Source organism: Candidatus Polarisedimenticolia bacterium, from assembly GCA_035764505.1.
Classification (GTDB): Bacteria; Acidobacteriota; Polarisedimenticolia; order Gp22-AA2; family AA152; genus AA152.
Map to the genome: position 1 here is coordinate 1 of DASTZC010000114.1, position 16,363 is coordinate 16,363.

The 16,363-nt window shown below is 66.8% G+C and carries 16 protein-coding genes; 1 reads left to right on the forward strand and 15 read right to left on the reverse strand.

Features of this window, described 5'->3' with window-relative positions; genetic code table 11:
* Positions 1-898, reverse strand: an 898-nt coding sequence (hprK, locus tag VFW45_07955) for an HPr(Ser) kinase/phosphatase (protein ID HEU5180712.1), incomplete at its 3' end; no start/stop codon positions are given.
* A 224-nt stretch (positions 899-1,122) separates the two neighbouring features.
* Between hprK and VFW45_07960 the strand changes: the two genes are divergently transcribed.
* Entirely contained in the window at positions 1,123-2,196 is a 1,074-nt protein-coding gene (locus VFW45_07960; GenBank protein HEU5180713.1) for a hypothetical protein, read from the forward strand.
* Between the two features lie 112 nt (positions 2,197-2,308).
* Here the strand turns inward: VFW45_07960 and VFW45_07965 are convergent, their stop codons facing one another.
* The 14 genes from VFW45_07965 to VFW45_08030 form a co-directional block, all read right to left on the reverse strand.
* Positions 2,309-3,388 (reverse strand): deoxyguanosinetriphosphate triphosphohydrolase, encoded by a 1,080-nt coding sequence (locus VFW45_07965; protein ID HEU5180714.1) that lies wholly within the window; start codon positions 3,386-3,388, stop codon positions 2,309-2,311.
* A gap of 13 nt (positions 3,389-3,401) precedes the next feature.
* The gene (locus VFW45_07970; protein HEU5180715.1) at positions 3,402-4,388 is read right to left on the reverse strand and encodes an electron transfer flavoprotein subunit alpha/FixB family protein; all 987 of its coding nucleotides are present in this window, start codon (positions 4,386-4,388) and stop codon (positions 3,402-3,404) included.
* Between the two features lie 179 nt (positions 4,389-4,567).
* Positions 4,568-5,356: an electron transfer flavoprotein subunit beta/FixA family protein gene (locus VFW45_07975; GenBank protein ID HEU5180716.1), complete on the reverse strand. Its 789-nt coding sequence runs from the start codon at positions 5,354-5,356 to the stop codon at positions 4,568-4,570.
* 4 nt (positions 5,357-5,360) lie between these two features.
* Positions 5,361-6,623: a beta-ketoacyl-ACP synthase II gene (gene fabF / locus VFW45_07980; GenBank protein HEU5180717.1), complete on the reverse strand. Its 1,263-nt coding sequence runs from the start codon at positions 6,621-6,623 to the stop codon at positions 5,361-5,363.
* A gap of 27 nt (positions 6,624-6,650) precedes the next feature.
* Positions 6,651-6,881, reverse strand: coding sequence for an acyl carrier protein (gene acpP / locus VFW45_07985; GenBank protein HEU5180718.1), 231 nt, complete (start codon positions 6,879-6,881; stop codon positions 6,651-6,653).
* Between the two features lie 97 nt (positions 6,882-6,978).
* On the reverse strand, positions 6,979-7,722 hold the full coding sequence (fabG, locus tag VFW45_07990) for a 3-oxoacyl-[acyl-carrier-protein] reductase (GenBank protein HEU5180719.1): 744 nt from the start codon (positions 7,720-7,722) through the stop codon (positions 6,979-6,981).
* A complete protein-coding gene (gene fabD / locus VFW45_07995) occupies positions 7,719-8,666 on the reverse strand; it encodes an ACP S-malonyltransferase (protein HEU5180720.1) in 948 nt (315 codons plus the stop codon). The genes fabG and fabD overlap by 4 nt, the downstream gene beginning before the upstream one ends.
* A 21-nt stretch (positions 8,667-8,687) precedes the next feature.
* Entirely contained in the window at positions 8,688-9,710 is a 1,023-nt protein-coding gene (locus tag VFW45_08000; GenBank protein ID HEU5180721.1) for a beta-ketoacyl-ACP synthase III, read from the reverse strand.
* Positions 9,707-10,729 carry a phosphate acyltransferase PlsX gene (plsX, locus tag VFW45_08005; GenBank protein HEU5180722.1) on the reverse strand — a complete coding sequence of 341 codons (1,023 nt, stop codon included), beginning with the start codon at positions 10,727-10,729 and terminating at the stop codon, positions 9,707-9,709. The genes VFW45_08000 and plsX overlap by 4 nt, the downstream gene beginning before the upstream one ends.
* 51 nt (positions 10,730-10,780) lie before the next feature.
* Positions 10,781-10,963 (reverse strand): 50S ribosomal protein L32, encoded by a 183-nt coding sequence (gene rpmF / locus VFW45_08010; protein HEU5180723.1) that lies wholly within the window; start codon positions 10,961-10,963, stop codon positions 10,781-10,783.
* 21 nt (positions 10,964-10,984) lie between these two features.
* On the reverse strand, positions 10,985-11,497 hold the full coding sequence (locus tag VFW45_08015; protein HEU5180724.1) for a DUF177 domain-containing protein: 513 nt from the start codon (positions 11,495-11,497) through the stop codon (positions 10,985-10,987).
* A gap of 74 nt (positions 11,498-11,571) precedes the next feature.
* The gene (locus VFW45_08020; protein ID HEU5180725.1) at positions 11,572-13,074 is read right to left on the reverse strand and encodes a DUF4388 domain-containing protein; all 1,503 of its coding nucleotides are present in this window, start codon (positions 13,072-13,074) and stop codon (positions 11,572-11,574) included.
* A gap of 99 nt (positions 13,075-13,173) precedes the next feature.
* Positions 13,174-14,349 (reverse strand): response regulator, encoded by a 1,176-nt coding sequence (locus VFW45_08025; protein HEU5180726.1) that lies wholly within the window; start codon positions 14,347-14,349, stop codon positions 13,174-13,176.
* The gene (locus tag VFW45_08030; GenBank protein ID HEU5180727.1) at positions 14,346-16,340 is read right to left on the reverse strand and encodes an ATP-binding protein; all 1,995 of its coding nucleotides are present in this window, start codon (positions 16,338-16,340) and stop codon (positions 14,346-14,348) included. Before VFW45_08030 ends, VFW45_08025 begins: the two co-directional genes overlap by 4 nt.
* Positions 16,341-16,363 lie beyond the last annotated feature (23 nt).

The window sequence follows — 16,363 nt, forward strand, 5'->3', positions numbered from 1 at the left end:
GATGATAGCCACGCCGCTTGAGAAGCTGGTTGCGCGCCGCCACCTCCAGCAGGACCGAGAGATTCTTGCCCGGAGTCACCGGAATCTCGATGAAAGGGAGCTGCAGGCCCAGCAGCGCGTGGCCCGGCTCGTCCATGCCCAGCCGCTCGTAGCTCTTCCCTTCCACCCAGCGCTCCAGGCGGACCACCAGCTCGATGTCCTTGCGCTCGCGCACCGCCGCTACCCCGAAGAGATCCTTGATATTGATGATGCCGATGCCTCGCAGCTCCATGTGGAACTGGGTGAGCCGCGGCCCGGTCCCGGTGAGCACCTCGTCGCGCCGGATGATCTCCACGACGTCGTCGCTGACCAGCCGGTGACCGCGCACCACCAGATCGAGCGCCGCTTCGCTTTTTCCAACGCCGCTGTCACCCAGAAGGAGCACGCCAAGGCCGTAGATGTCGAGCAGCACCCCGGGGATCGTCTGGCGCGGAGCGAGCTGGTCCTCGAGGAGCCTTCCGAGCGCCTCCACCACCTCGGAGGTGGGGCGCGGGCTGGCGAACAGCGGTGTGGCGAAATGCTCCGCCAACCCCACGAAATCGGGCGAATAGGACAGTCCGCGCGCCAGGACGAAGCAGGTCAAGCCGGCTTCGAACAATCCGCGCACCAGCCGCAGCCGCTGCGTATCAGAGAGCTGATCGAGGAACGAGATCTCCGAGAGCCCCAGGATCTGCACGCGGCCCGGGCGGAGCTGATCCAGCGGCCCGGTCAGCGCCAGGCCCGCTTTCTGGATTCTCGGATGGGTGAGCTGCCGATCGAGACCGCCCCGGCCGGCCACCAGGACCAGCCCGATCTCGGCCAGCGTTTCGGAGAGAAGCTCACGGACCGGAATCGATGGCCCGGGAGGGGAGGATGACACCGGGACCTTTCCTGCGCCTCAAGGCGCGACATTGCCGGGGACTGCCAACGAGCGGCCCGGCCATTCTACTCCAGCGCGGCGAGCGGCTGTCAAGGAACGCCGCCGCGCCGGAATTCCGCTTGACAGACTTGATGGCCCACGGTAGATTTCCAGGCTGAACCTACTGAAAATCCGTGGGATAGAGGCCGGCACGCACCGTGCCCTCCACGCACCAAGGAGCAGGAATGGCGACGAAAAAGGTGGTCCACGTGGTCGGCACGGGCACCATCGGCGAGCCTTTGATCGGACTTCTCTCCAGCATGAAGGAGCCGCTCGGAATCGACGAGGTGACCTTCCACAAGCGCACTCCCCTGACGACCGATCGTCCCAAGGTCCTCAACCTGATGAAGCGCGGCGCGCGACTCGCGGTGGATGATTCGGCCCGCAAGGGTTTTCGTGATATCGGCATCGAGCCGGCCTACGAGCATCACGAGGCGCTGCGGCAGGCGTCGGTGGTCATCGACTGCACCCCGTCCTCGGTCGGCTTGCAGAACAAGACGCAGTTCTACGAGAAGTATCGCGACACCACCCTGGGATTCCTGGCGCAGGGAAGCGAGTTCGGCTTCGGCAAGATGTACGCGCGCGGCATCAACGAGAGCGCCCTGGTGCGCGGCGAGGACCAGTTCATCCATATCGTCTCGTGCAACACCCACAACCTCTCGGTCCTCGTGGACGTCATCGCCCTGCAGGACGGCGGGCCCGAGAACCTGGTGGAAGGACGCTTCGTCTGCGTGCGGCGCGCCAACGACATCAGCCAGGACGGATCCTTCGTCCCCTCGCCCCAGGTCGGCAGCCACAAGGACCCGCAGTTCGGCACGCACCATGCGCGCGACGCCTACCACCTGTTCGCCACGCTCGGCTACCAGCTCAACCTCTTCTCGTCCGCCATGAAGATGAACACCCAGTACATGCACACCATCTGGTTCAACATCCGGGTGCGCAAGCCGACGACGGTGGAGGCGATCAAGGCGCGCTTCGCTGCGGACGAGCGGGTCGCCCTCACCTACAAGAACACGGCGAACGTGGTCTTCTCCTTCGGGCGGGACTACGGGCACTTCGGCCGGATCCTGAACCAGACCGTCGTGGTGGTGGGGACGCTCGCGGTGCACAACGGCACCGAGGTGGTGGGCTTCTGCTTCACGCCGCAGGACGGCAACTCGACGCTGTCGAGCGTGGCCGCCACGGCCTGGTTCCTCTACCCGGACAGCTTCGAGAAGCGCATCGAGCCGCTGAACGAGTTCATCTTCCGGGAAGTCTGAGCCGAGAAAGGCTGACCGGAACCGGGCGGAGGACTGGATCGACTAAGAGATCCCGATCAGTGCGGCTCGACCGGCCCTCTCACCTCCTGAAGACCCCCCCTGAGCGCTGTGCTCAAGTGAGCCGCGAAGGGCGATCCGACAGTCCCACCCAGGGGCGCGGCACGGCGATTTCCTCGAACAGCGTGATGGCGTAGCGGTCGGTCATCCCGGCCACGAAGTCGAGCACCAGGCGCTCCTGGTGCCGCGATCCCTCCCGGGCGCTCTCTCCCAGGACGCCGGGCGTCTTGCGCACATGCTCCCAGATGCGCATCAGGACATATTCCGCCTTGCGGAACTCGCGTAGGGACGCCTCGTTCCGGTAGACCCGATCGAAAAGGAAGGATCGCAGCCGGTTCAACGCCCCCAGCACCTCGCGGCTCATCTCGATGCGCTCCAGCCCCGCGCGCAGCGTCCGGTGCACCACGTCCTCGACCAGCGTGGCAATGCGCGCCGAAGAGGATCGACCGAGGGTGTCCAGAACGCTGCGGGGCACGTCCCCGGGACGCAGCAGCCCGGCGCGGAAAGCGTCGTCCAAATCGGCGTTGGCATAGGCGAAGATGTCGGCGACTCGTACCGCCTGCCCTTCCAACGTGCGGGCACGCTTACGCGGGTCATCCGGCAGGATGCTCCCCTCCCCTTTCGAATGCTTGACGATCCCGTCGCGCACCTCGGCGCTGAGATTGAGCCCCTTGCCGTCGTTCTCCAGGCGGTCCACCACGCGCAGGCTCTGGCGGTAATGCGAAAACCCGCCGCGCACCATCTTGTTCAGGACCTGCTCCCCGGCGTGGCCGAAGGGTGGGTGGCCCAGGTCGTGCGCCATGGCGACGGCCTCCGCCAGGCTCTCGTTGAGGCGCAGCGCCTTGGCGATGGTACGGGCGATCTGCGCCACCTCGAGCGTGTGGGTCAGGCGTGTACGGTAATGGTCGCCGGTGGGGGCGAGGAAGACCTGCGTCTTGTGCTTGAGGCGCCGGAACGCCTTGCAGTGGATGATGCGATCGCGATCGCGCTGGAAGCAGGGGCGGATTGGGTCGGGCGGCTCGGGGACGACGCGTCCGCGGGAGCGTGAGGAGAGGCAGGCGCGCGGGTGGAGGGTCTTCTCCTCGATCGTCTCCAGCATCTGGCGGATCCGGAGATCGCCCCTCTCGGGCCTCAACGAGGAAGCACCCCTAAGATTGTCCCTTGAGCTTTCGGACTTCCTCCGAGAGCCGGGGAAGGATTTCGTAGAGATCGCCGACGATGCCGTAATCGGCCAGCTTGAAGATCGGGGCCTCGGGATCCTTGTTGATCGCGACGATCACTTTCGAGCTCGACATCCCCGCCAGGTGCTGGATGGCCCCCGAAATGCCGATGGCGACGTAGAGGTTCGGGGAAACGACTTTGCCCGTCTGCCCCACCTGGTACTGGTGATCGATCCAGCCGGCATCAACGGCGGCGCGCGAGGCGCCCATCGCGCCTCCCAGCGCCTTGGCCAGATCGCGGATGAGGGCGAAGTTCTCGGGCCCCTTCATGGCACGCCCCCCCGAGACGACGATCGAGGCCTCGGAGACATCCAGCTCGGCCCCTTCGCTCGCTTCCAGGCTGACCGTCCGGGCACGCAGCGCCGCCGGATCCCCCGGGATCTCGAGCTTCTCCACCGGTGCGCTGCCGGCGGGGACTTCCTCCATCCGGAAGACGTTGGGGCGCAGCGAGACGAAGATCGGACTTCCCTCGAAGACCACCGTGGCGATGGCCTTCCCCGAGTAGACGGGACGCTTGGCCTTCAGCTTCCCGGCTTCGACATCGAGATGCGTGCAGTCGGCGGCCAGCCCCGCTTCGAGCTTGGCGGCGGCGCGGGGCCCCAGGTCCTTGCCCATCGCGGTGGCGGAAAGAAAGACGATGCCGCAGCCGGTCTTGCGGACCGCGTCGGCGAGAAGCGCGGCGTAAATCTCGGGCTGGTAGAGCGCCACCTTCTCGTCGTCGGCCGCCAGGATCTTCTCGAGGCCCGGGGCGGCAATCGAGCCCATCTGCCCGGAGAAGCCCGCCCCGATCGCCAGGGCGATCAGCTTTCCCCCCAGCGCCTTGGCGGTCCTGGATCCCTCGGAAAGGGCCTCCAGCGACGGGCGCTTGATCTGACCGCCGCGGACCTCGATGAAAACCAGGACGTCGTTGGCCAAGCGGAAACTCTCCTAAGTGTTGCGTATCAGAAATCGAGTTAACACCGAGGCCGTCGAGGCGCCCGGATCGCGAGGCGCGTTGAAGCGCCGCGTACCCATGCGGCAACGCAAGCGAGACGCAACGCAGCGAAACGGGATGGATCGGCGGCCGAATGTAACACGGTTTCTGGTACGCGACACTAAATGACCTTCGCTTCTTCGCGCAGCAGGCGCACCAGCTCATGCGCCGCAGCGGCCGGCTCCATGTCCTTCAGCATCTTGCCGGCGGTGCGCGCCGGCGGCAGCTCCAGCTTCTCCCAGCGGGTTCGCGCCCCGGCATGCCCCACCGTCGCCGGATCGATCCCCAGATCGGCGGCACCCAGAACCTTCATCTCTTTCTTCTTCGCCGCCAGGATCCCCTTGAGGGAGGCGTAGCGCGGCTCGTTCAATCCCTTCTGCGCGGTGACCAGGGCGGGGGTGGCTCCTTCGACGATCTCGTGCGCCCCTTCGATCTCGCGGTGGGCGCGGAAGCTTCCTTCCCCGACCTCAAGGTGGGTGACGACCGACACATGCGGCAGCCCCAGCAGCTCCGCGACGCGCGGTCCGATCTGGCCGCGGTCGGTCCCCACCGCCTGCTTGCCCATCAGGATCAGGTCGAAGGCCTCGGGCTTGAGCGCCGCCGCCAGGATGCGGGAGAGGCCGACGGCATCGGAGCCCTCGAAGGCCGCGTCCTTGAGGTGCACGGCCCGGTCCGCGCCCATTGCCAGCGCGGTGCGCAGGGAGGTGCCCGTGCGCTCGTCCCCCACCGAGAAGACCACCACCTCGCCGGTCTGCTTCTCCTTGATGCGCAGCGCCTCTTCCAGGGCGTACTCGTCGTAAGGGCTGATCACGAAGGTGACGCCCGCTGCGTCCAGGGAGCGGCCGTCGGCGGCGACCTTGACCTTGGTCTCGGTATCGGGGACCTGTTTGATGCAGACGCCTATCTTCACCGTCTCACCTGCCTCGCGTCGGCGCGGTTCCGGAGTATTTCTTGAGGAGCAGCGATGCGTTGGTCCCGCCGAACCCGAAGGAGTTGTTCAGCGCGTAGGTCACGGTCTTCTTGCGCGACTGGTTGGGAACGTAGTCGAGATCGCACTCCGGGTCGGGTGATTCGTAGTTGATCGTCGGCGGCATGATGTCATGGGCCACCGACAGCGCGGTGATCGCCGTCTCCAGCCCGCCGGCCGCTCCCAGCAGGTGCCCGGTCATCGACTTGGTCGAGCTGACCGCGACCTTGCGGGCATGCTCCCCGAAGACGCGGTGGATGGCGAGGGTCTCGACCTTGTCACCCGCCGGCGTGGAGGTGCCGTGGGCATTGATGTAGTCGATCGCCTCCGCTCCGACCCCGGCGTCCGCCAGCGCCGCGTGCATCACGCGCACCGGCCCGTCGCCATCGGCGGATGGGGCCGAGACGTGGAAGGCGTCCCCGGTGAGCCCGTAGCCGACCAGCTCGGCATAGATGCGCGCGCCGCGCCTCTCGGCCAGGGAGGCTTCCTCCAGGATGACGATGCCCGATCCTTCCCCCATCACGAAGCCGTCCCGCAGCAAATCGAAGGGGCGGCTGGCTTTCTCGGGTGCGTCGTTGCGCGTCGACAGGGCGCGCATGGCGCAGAACCCGCCCACTGCCAGCGGCGTGATCACCGCTTCCGTGCCGCCGCAGATCATGGCGTCGGCATCGCCACGCTTGATGATCTCGTACGAGTCGCCGATGCTGTGGCTGCCGGTGGCACAGGCGGTGGAGACCGCCAGGTTGGGCCCCTTGGCGCCGAAGCGGATCGACACCTGGCCCGAGGCCAGGTTGACGATCAGCCCCACGATGAAGAAGGGGGAGATGCGGTCCGGACCGCTTTCCAGCAGCGAAGCATGCTGCCGCTCGATCGAGGGCAGGCCGCCGATGCCGGAGCCGATGTAGACGCCGACCCGCTCGGCGTTCGCCGGGGTAATCGCCAGGCCCGAATCGTCCATGGCGAGCTGGCTTGCGGCCAGCGCGAAATGGATGAAGCGGTCCATCTTCTTGACGTCCTTCTTGGGAATGAAGTCTTCGGGGTTGAAGGCCTTCACCTCGCCCGCGATCCGGGAGGGATAGGCCGCGGCGTCGAACCGCGTGATGGGGCCGACGCCACTCCGGCCGGCAAGCAGCGCCGACCAGTTGGCCTCGGTCCCGACCCCCAGGGGGGAGACCATCCCGATTCCCGTGATGACGACTCGTCGTTGCAAGGCTTCACCCCACCCGCGCCGGTACGATCAGGCGTGGGCCTCGATGTACTTGACGGCTTCGCCGACGGTGGTGATCTTCTCGGCGTCCTCGTCGCTGATCTCAATCTTGAAGGCTTCTTCCAGGGCCATCACCAGCTCGACCGTGTCGAGCGAATCGGCGCCCAAATCGTTCACGAAGGAAGCCTCGGGGGTCACCTCCTCGGCGTCCACTCCCAGCTGCTCCATGATGATGTTCTTGACCTTTTCCTCGACGGTCATTCCGCTGTCCTCCTTTGTAGGATCGATGCGCGCCGCTCGTCAGGGAGCGCGTATTATACATTTTCCGAGACGGGGGTCTCCGGGACCCGGACGGGCCTCATTCCATGTGGAGACCGCCGCTGACATTGAGCACGGTTCCCGTGACGTAACCCGCTTCCTCGCTCAGCAGGAAGCGCACGCTCTCGGCCACGTCCCGGGGAGTTCCCAGCCGGCGCAGCGGCACCTGGGACAGCAGCGCCTCGCGCGCGGCCGGCGGCAGATCGGCGGTCATGGCGGTCTCGATGAATCCCGGCGCGACGGCGTTGACGGTAATGCTGCGGCTGGCCAACTCGCGCGCCAGGGAGTGGGTGAAGCCGATCAGTCCCGCCTTGCTGGCGCAGTAGTTCGCCTGCCCGGGATTGCCCATCAGCGCCACCACCGAGCTGACGTTCACGATGCGCCCGTAGCGCGCCTTCATCATCATCGGCACCACGCACTTGGTGACCACGAAAGCGGCGGTCAGGTTGACCGCCAGGACGGCGTCCCAGTCCGGGCGCTTCATGCGCACCAGAAGCCCGTCGCGCGTCATCCCGGCATTGTTCACCAGGTGATCCACCCGCCCGAAGCGCCCGATTCCTTCCGTAATGCCTGCTTCAAGAGACACCGGATCGGCCAGGTCCAGCACCAGCGCCTCGGCCCGGACGCCGGTGGCGGTGCATTCCTCACACGTGCGCTCGAGATCGCCCCTGGAGCGCGCCACCAGGAGGAGATCCGAGCCGCTGCCGGCCAGGAGCAGGGCGATCTCGTGCCCGATGCCGCGCGAGGCCCCCGTCACCAGCGTCACTCTTCCTTCGAAGCTCATGCGGGCTGCTCCAGCAGGGTCACGGTCTTCTCCAGGGAAGCCGGGTCCTCGACATTCGCGGTCCTGACCTCGGGGAGGATGCGGCGCGCCAGCGAGCTGAGGACCCGGCCGGGGCCCACCTCGACGTAGGTCGTCGCTCCGCCCTCCGCCAGGGCGCGCATGCAGGCCTCCCAGCGCACCGGCGCCGTGACCTGCTTGATGAGATTGTCCCGCGCCGCCGCGCCGGAGCTCAGCGGACGTGCGTCGACGTTGCTCACCAACGGGCAATCCAGATCGCGGAATTCGGCTTCTTCCAGGTGAGGGCGCAGCGCTTCCCGCGCCGGAGCCATCATCTCGCAGTGGAAGGGGGCGCTGACCGGCAACGGGATGGCCCGCTTGGCCCCACGCTCCGAAGCCGCCTTCACCGCCCGCGCCACCGCCGCGGCGGTTCCCGCGATGACGGTCTGGTCCGGGGAGTTGTAGTTGGCCGCGGCCAGCGTCTCACCGGCGGCTTCCTCCCGGCACAGCTGCTCCACCTGCGTCGCGGGCAGCCCCAGGATCGCGGCCATGCCTCCTTGTCCCACCGGCACCGCCTCCTGCATGAACCGGCCGCGGCGGCTCACCAGGCGCAGCGCGTCGGCAAAGCGCAGCGCTCCCGCGCTCACCAGCGCCGAATACTCTCCCAGGGAATGGCCGGCCACGAAGGCGGGGACGATCCCCTTGAAGCGCAGCGCCCGCTCGCAGGCCAGGCTGGTGGCCAGAAGCGCCGGCTGCGTCAGCTCGGTGAGCCTCAGCTTTTCCTCCGGCCCCTCGAAGCAGATCGTGGAGAGAGGAAACCCGAGGGCCTCGTCAGCCTCGCGAAAGGTGTCACGGGCGCAGGAAAAAGCGTCCGCCATCAGGCGGCCCATGCCGACCGCCTGCGAGCCTTGCCCCGGGAATAGGAATACGACCCGTCCGGCCGTCATCGTGTTGTCCTAAGCTTCGCGCTACCAGCGCAGGAGCGACGCTCCCCAGGTCAGACCCGCGCCGAAGGCGGCGAACAGGAGGATGTCTCCCGGGTGGACCCGCCCGGCGCGCACCGCCTCGTCCAGCGCGATCGGGATCGAGGCCGACGAGGTGTTCCCCACCTTGTCGATGTTGATGAACACCTGCTCGGGCTTCAATCCGAGCCGGTTGCCCACCGCCTCGATAATCCGGCGGTTCGCCTGGTGCGGGATGTAGAGATCGATGTCGGAGGCCGACAGCCCGCTGGCCGTGATCACCTCGCGGCTCACGTCCTCGATGCTGCGCACGGCGATCTTGAAGGTCTCGTTCCCTTTCATGCGTATGTAGTGCATGCGTTCCCGCACCGTCGCCTCGGAGGTCGGATACCGGGTGCCGCCCGCCGGGACGGTGATGAAATCGGCCATGGATCCGTCGGAGCGCAGACTGTTGGCCAGGATGCCGGCGGTCCCCTCGCGCGCCGTCAGGACCGTGGCGCCGGCCCCGTCGGCGAAGATGATGCAGGTGGTGCGGTCCTTCCAATCGACGTACTTGCTCAACAGCTCGCCGCCGATGACCAGAGCATGGCGGTAGCCGCCGCCCGACAGGAAGCGGTCCGCCACGGCCAGCGCATAGATGTAGCCGGAGCAGCCGGCAGACAGGTCGAAGGCTGCGGCATGGCGCGAACCGAGATTGTCCTGGATGGTGCAGGCGGTGGACGGGATCGGGCAGTCCGGGGTGACGGTGGCGCAGATGATCAGGTCGAGGTCTTCCCCCTTCACCCCGGCCATCTCCAGGGCCTTCGCTCCCGCCTGCGTGGCGTACTGTGAGAGGTATTCCCCTTCCCCGGCGATGCGCCGCTCCTTGATCCCGGTGCGCGTGGTGATCCAGTCGTCGGAGGTGTCGACCATGCTTTCGAGGTCGTGGTTGGTCAGGATTTTCGGAGGGAGGGCGGAGCCGGTGCCGGTCACCACGGCCCGCAGCCTCGACTGGTTGAGGCCTTCGACGGACGCGGAAGCGGGGCTCATGCGGTCACCGATCGCATCCCATGGGAGCTCTCCTCGATTTCCTTGCGGATCTGCTCGTTGACGCCGCTTTCCACCGCCTCGCCCGCCACGCGCAGGGCGTTGCGGATGGCGCGCGGTGAGGAGCGGCCGTGGCTGATGATGGTGGTCCCCTTGACACCGAGCAGCGGCACGCCGCCGAACTCGGCATAATCGACGCGCTTCTTGAATCCTTTGAAGGCCGGGCGCGACAGCACGTACCCCAGCCGCGTCCTCCAGGAGCGCGAGAACTCCTGCCTCAGGAAGTGGAACAGCGTCTCGGTAGCGCTCTCGACCGCCTTGAGCGAGACGTTCCCCGTGAATCCGTCGCACACGACCACGTCCGCGCTGCCGTCGAAGATGTCGTGGCCCTCCACGTTGCCGATGAAGTTGATGCGCGATTCCTGCAGGAGCTTGAAGGTCTCCTTGACGGCGTCGTTCCCCTTGCCCGCCTCCTCGCCGTTGCTGAGCAGGCCGACCCGGGGTGAAGCAATGCGCAGCAGGTTCTTGGCGTAGATGTGGGCCATGATGGCCCACTGCAGCATGTGCTGAGGCTTGCTGTCGACGTTGGCCCCGACGTCGAGCCAGACGGTGGTTCCCTTGAGGTTTGGGACCACCGCCGCCAGCGCCGGGCGATCGACTCCGGAGACGGTGCCGAGGACGAACATGGCCGTGGCCATCACCGCTCCCGAGTTGCCGGCCGAGACCAGCGCGTCGGCGCCGCCGTCGCGCACCAGGTTGGCGGCGACACGCAGCGAGGAGTCCTTCTTACGGCGCAGCGCGGCAGCCGGCGATTCGTCCATGGAGACCGTCTCGCTGGCGTGCACGATCGTGACGGTGTCCGGGACCCGGGAATGCTTCTTCAGCTCTTTCTCGATCTCGTCCTGCCGGCCGACCAGCACGACCTGGCTGCCCAGCTCGCGGGCCGCCATCAGGGCGCCGGCCACGGTGTTCGCGGGCGCGAAGTCCCCTCCCATCGCGTCCAGGGCGATTCTCGGCTTCATCCTCTGACCTCGAAGCGGATCGGGAGGATCGGCGGGCCCGTCACCGGCCCTCTAGACGTCCGCGACCTCGATGACGTCGCGCCCTTTGTAGGTTCCGCAGTGGGGGCAGACCCGGTGCGGCAGCTTCTCTTCGTGGCACCGGGGGCAACGGGAGAGAGAGGGACGAGCCAGCGCGTCGTGGGCCCGGCGGCGATCTCTTCGGGCTCGCGAGTGTCTTCGTTTTGGATTGGGCATTTGTCCGGCCTGAAAGGTTGGTTAGAGGGTGATCTTCGTCGTCAACGGTATCGATTCCTGCGGCTCCTCGGGGCAGTCGCAGGGCTGCGTGTTGCGATCGGCGCCGCACCGCGGACAGATTCCGCGGCACAACGGCTGGCACAACGGCTTCAGCGGAACGGCCAGAACGATCTGCTCGAGGGCCATCTCGCCGAGATCCACCCGGACCCCGTCGAAAGGCGTCAGCGCCACATCCTCTTCCACCAGCGCGTGCTCCGATTCGGGCCTGCCGAGCGGCCCGGGCCGGAAGATCCGATGGCAGGGCGCCTCCAGACTCAAGCGGAAAGGCGTCAGGCAGCGGCTGCAGTTCAGCGAGACATCCGCCTGCACTTTTCCCCGGAACTCGACATCGGAAGCCGTCTTGCGGAGCGACCCCAGGAGCCTCGCACTTTCAACTCGGGCCGTCTCACCACTTCCTTCGGGAAGCGGCGGCAGGCTCAGCGCGCGATCGATCTCCAGTCCAGCCGGGGGGATCTTGTTGACTTCAATGAACAAATCCGCCCCTCCGTGGGGCCGGATTATAGCATGCAACGATCCGATGTCAACGGGGTCGACCGGCGGCAAATAGCTCAGGACTCTACGTTTTTCATCTCCGAGAGTGCCTTGAGCGCCTCGCTGTGGGAGGGGGCTACCTCGACTGCTTTCTCGAAGCTCTTCTTGGCTTTGCGAAGCAAGTTGTGGGAGCGGTAGAAGGTCCCCAAGTGGACGAAGTGTTCGGCGTTCCAGGGGTCGATCTCGGCCGCCTTCAGCAGGCTTTGCTCGGCCCTTTTCTGCCATCGGTAATCGGGGTTGCGCAGCAGCGCCTGGCCCAGCAGCGAATGGTAGCGGGCGTCGGCGTCGTAGGCCTTGAGCGCCTGCTCGCAGTACTGGATGGCATTGTAGAAGTCCTTGGCCTTGAAGAACTCCCGGGCCTTGACATAGAAGAACTCCGAGCGCCTCGCCTGCTCTTCGAGCATTTCCTGCGTCTGGGTCTTGCTCAGCTCCTTGCGCTTGCTGAGCGTCTCCATGTCGAGCGTCGTCACCGACCCGGTGGAAGCGCCGGATTGCCGGGCCGAGCGCATGTGGCTCTGGGTCATGGCTAGGTAGGCTTCCAGCAGCTTCCCCTCGATGAGCATCAGCTCGTCGCGGTAGGCATCGCGCGTCTTCTTGAGGAACCGATCGCTCCGGAAAGCGTCCTTCCTCGTGTCGTAGGCCTTGCGAATCGTCTCGACGTCGGCGGTGGCGTCCACCCCCAGCACCGTCCAGGACTCTCCCGCCTGGAGGATGCGCCCCATCTCCTTGATCACGGCCGCCTCCCGATCGAGGCGCTCCGTCTGCTCGCGATCGCCCGAGAGCAGGCTGCGCACCGCCACCGGCCCGGCCCCCAGGGGTGGGACGGTCTCGATGATGCCGAGCACCAGCAGGCAGAAAAGGAAGCGCATCGCGGTATCCTCCTCGGAAGGAGGGATCAGGGCGGCTATCTCGCCGATCCGGACCGTGCCGTCGACCCGCGACAGCGCGAAGCCCTGCACCGGATGCAGCGCCAGCTTCTCCAGCGGCAGGTAGAGGTTATCGCTCAGCTTGACCTTGCGATCGAGGCGGTGCAACGCCTCCCGCAGCGGCGCGAATCCCGCCATCGAGCGGATGCCGCGCATCAGGTACTCGAAGGTGAGCACCACGTCGGTCGAGAAGACCTCCCCCGACCCCGGGGGCGTCTCCAGGAAGGAGGACTCGCCCGATTCCCAGCGGAAGGTGGAGACCATCACCTGCTGGATCTGCGAGCGCATCCCCTGCTGCAGCTTCTCGAGGGGGACCTTTCCCGACTCGAACAGCCGGCGCGCCAGAGTCCAGTCGTCGCCTCGGACCCCCTCGAGCTGCGGGATGTCCTGGGCGTTCAGGGCCCGATCATGCAGCAGGAAATCGATGAGCCCCTCATCCTCGAGGCTCGAGTCGGCGAAGAAGATCATCCCGCGATCGAAGTGGATCCGTTTGCGGACCTCCGGCCGGGAAAGGGTCAGCACGCCGCTGCTCTCGGCAAGGAAGATGTCGCGGATGATCTCGACCAGCGTGGCAGGAATGAAAGGAGTGCTCACCACTTCCTCGGAGCGGACGCTGGATTGCGCAGGACACCACCGGCGTGGAGAGCTGCTCGGATAGAGCGCGCGGATGCTAGCACAGCGTTTTTTTGCCTGTCAACGCGCCGCTTCCGTCGGCGCGGGTTCGCCGGGCGCGGAAGAGCCGGGCAGGGTGAAGAAAAAATTGCTGCCCGCGCCTGGCTGGCTCTCCACCCAGATCCTGCCGCCGTGGGCTTCCACCGCCAGCTTGCAGAAGGTCAGACCCAGCCCGGTGCCGCGCGCCATGCCGGCCTCATTGGGGGACGGCTCCCCGACGACGAACTTGTCGAACACCCGCGGCAGCAGCTGCAGAGGGATTCCCTCGCCGGTGTCGCGCACCCAGAAGCGCGCCCCCTCCCCTTCTGCGGCCGCGCCGACTTCCACCTTGCCACCCGTCGGCGTGTGCTTGAGAGCGTTGGAAAGCAGGTTTCCCAGGACGCGGGCGGCGAGGTCGGGGTCGGCCTCCACCTCGGGAAGGGAGTCCGGCAGGGCCGCGATCAGCTCGACTCCCGCCTTGCGCGCCAGCCCTTCTCCCTGGCGCAGGCAGGAACGGATCAGATCCTCCGGGCGCAGGCGGCGCCGCTTCAGGGTGAGCTGGTCCTCCTCCATGCGGGCCACGTCGAGCAGTGTCAGGATCAGCCCCATCAGCTGGCGCGCGCTCTCCTGCGTGCGGGTCAGGATCTGCCGGAACGACTCGGCGGGCATCCCCGGCCCCTGGATCTCCAGCAGCTGCAGGTTTCCCACGATGCCGGTCAACGGGTTCTTCAAGTCGTGGACCACCATCTGGGTCAGCTTCTCGCGCATCTGCTCCAGTTTCAGCAGCTCGCGGTTCTTTTCCTCGAGCTGGAGGCGGGTCTGCTCGACCTCGTCGTGCAGCGCTTTGGCGCGCAGGATGGTGCGCAGCTTGGCGAGCAGCTCCACCCGGTTGACCGGCTTCGACAGGAAGTCATCGGCGCCGATCTCCAGCGCCTGCACCTTCTCCTCCAGGGAGTTGAGCGCCGTCACCATGATGACCGGCAGCAATCGCGTCTCGTAGCGCCCGCGAATCCGGCCGCAGACCTCGAAGCCGCTCATCCCCGGCATCATCACGTCCAGCAGCACGGCGTCGACCCGCTCGCGAGACAGGGTCCCGAGGGCCTCCTCGCCGTCGTGCGCGCTCAGGACCGGATAGCCGGAGGACTTCAGGATCGACTCCATCAGCCTGAGGTTCCTCGGGTCGTCGTCCACCACCAGGATCGTCGCCTGGGTCGTCATGCGGTCTCCTTGGGCTTGCCGGATCCTTGCGGCGCGGGGTAGCGCGTCAGGATCTCGGCGACTCGCTGCGGAAAGCTCATCGTGTCGATTGGCTTGGGAATATAGCCGACGCATCCCGCCTCCAGGGCGCGCGAATCGTCCCCCGCCATCACGTGCGCGGTGAGCGCCACGGTCGGGATATGGCGGGTCGCGGGGTCCCCTTTCAGGCGGCGCGTCACGGTCAGGCCGTCCATGCCGGGGAGCTGCAGGTCCATCAGGATCAGATCGGGGTGGATGTAGCGCAGCGTGTCCAGGGCTTCCTCGCCGCTCGCCGCCTCCAGAACCCGATAGCCGCGGGACGCCAGAACCTCTCGGGCCAGCTTCAGATTCGCTGGATTGTCCTCGACCACCAGGATCGACTTGCCGCCGAGGTGCGCTTCGCTTCCGGCCGCTTCGGCGCTGGCCTCCGTCGGGGGCGCCACGACCGGCTCGGAAGTTTCCTCCCGCGCCGACAGGGGAAGTGTGACGCGGAAGGTGCTTCCCTTCCCCGGCTCGCTCTCCACCGTGATCGTCCCGCCGTGCATCTCCACGAAGCGCTTCACCAGGGTCAGCCCGAGCCCGGTGCCCTGGTACTTGCGCGCATACGAGCCATCCACCTGGATGAAGGCGGCGAAGATGCGCTCCTGGTCCTCCTTGCGGATGCCGATCCCGGTGTCCTCCACGCGCATCTCCAGCCGTCCGTCGCGCCGCGCCGCCGCCAGCCGCACGCGCCCTCCCGGAGGGGTGAATTTCACGGCGTTGGACAGCAGGTTCGTGAGGATCTGCTTCAGCTTGGAGCGGTCGGCCACGACATCGCGCGCCCCCGGCTCAAGCTCCGCCTCCAGCCGGATGTCCTTGCGCGACGCCTCCACCTTCAGGATCATCAGCGCCTCCTCGGCCACCTGCCCCAGGTCGAACTCATCGAGCGCCAGGCGCATCTTGCCCGCCTCGATCTTGGAGAGGTCGAGAATGTCGTTGATCAGCTCGAGCAGATGGCGGCCGCTGGAAAGGATGTCACCGACGTATTCGCGCTGCGAATCGGCCAGCGAGCGATCGCCGTGCTCCAGCAGGAGCTCGGAGAAGCCGATGATGGCGTTGAGCGGCGTGCGCAGCTCGTGGGACATGTTGGCCAGGAACTCGGATTTGAGATTATTGGCCCGGATCAGCTCGGCGTTCGATTCCTTGAGCTTCTGGTTGAGGATCTCCAGCTCGTCGGTGCGCTCGCGAACCTTGCGCTCCAGGTCGCGGTTCATCCGCTGGATGTCGTCCACGTGCTTCTGCTTCTCCTCCAGGCTCTCGACGTAGAGCCGGTAGGAGTAGTAGAGCAGCGCCGACAGCGGCAGACAGAGCAGCAGGCTGTATATGCCGAAGCGGCCGACCATCAGCCCGAGGATCATTGCCAGGGCCGCCCCCGCGAAGTAGCTGGGCGCCGACCAGAGATACTTCTCCTTCCACACCGTCAGGATGCGGCTGCCGGTGGACAATCCGACGGCCCCCGCGACGAGCAGCGTGTTCGAAAGATAGAAGCCCACGGTACTGGCGAGCAGCGCGGGAAGATCGCGCTCCAGCAGCGGGCTGCCGCTGTGCCCGCCCGCGGCGGCGAACAGGAGGCATGTCACCGACGTGGTGATCAGAATTCCGTTGAGGTTGAACAACAGGCGGTAGCTCTCCCAGCGCTGCCGGGGGAATATGGCCATCGAGGCGACCGAGACCACCGCCGTCAGGTGGGCCGCGCCGGGCCCCAGCACCAGCATCGCGGTGAGGATGAACGGATGGAAGACGCTCATCTCCATGCGGGCGCCGATGGTGACGGTGTGGGGAGCCGCGACCGCGGCCATGGCGGCGATGACCAGGAGCGGGATGGAGGGGACGGGAGCCTGGCGAAAGAGCACCAGCGCGGCCAGCGACAGGCCCAGAACATTGACCATCGACAGGTAGATGCGCAGCCGTCGGGGCTGCGAGGCGAGCGCCATCAAGGCCTCCCCCCCTCCGCAGC